We start from the raw sequence: 470 nt of genomic DNA on the forward strand, positions 1-470 counted from the left end.
CAGCGTTCTGTTGCGCAGCTCCTGCAACAGGTTTGCCGCCACCATCAACAACAATGTCACCGCTGGCGCACCGACTACGTCGGACAATAGGGTGTTCACGCCAGCGCCCTCGACAACCGGATTGCATGACCAGCTGCTGCTGATGGGAAAACGCTGGCAAAAACCGGCCTCTCGGTTAGCGACGCCGAGCCCGACCATCTCCTGGTTGGGATCGACGTACGTTCGCGATCGCGCCGCATAGACTCGCGAGAGCACGCTGGTATCGGCGAACGAAACCAGCGCGACGGCGCAGCCACCGATCAGCACCGGGACTATATCGGCGGACGTGATCCAGGGAATGGCGAACGCGGGCATGCCTTGTGGAAGCTCGCCGAGCAACGATATGCCGTATTTCGTCGCAAGGTCCAGCACACCGACGCAGAGGGTGGCGCCAGCCACGGCGATCAAGATACCCGGGATACGTTTGTGCC

At 61.7% G+C, this 470-nt stretch carries 1 protein-coding gene; it reads right to left on the bottom strand.

Annotation, left to right across the window (positions count from 1 at the left end; all coding sequences use genetic code 11):
* Nucleotides 1–470 (bottom strand): SulP family inorganic anion transporter (locus BK660_RS30015; RefSeq protein ID WP_259698547.1); only part of this gene is annotated, 470 nt, incomplete at both ends.

This window comes from Pseudomonas brassicacearum (assembly GCF_003732265.1).
GTDB classification, from domain to species: Bacteria; Pseudomonadota; Gammaproteobacteria; order Pseudomonadales; family Pseudomonadaceae; genus Aquipseudomonas; species Aquipseudomonas brassicacearum_D.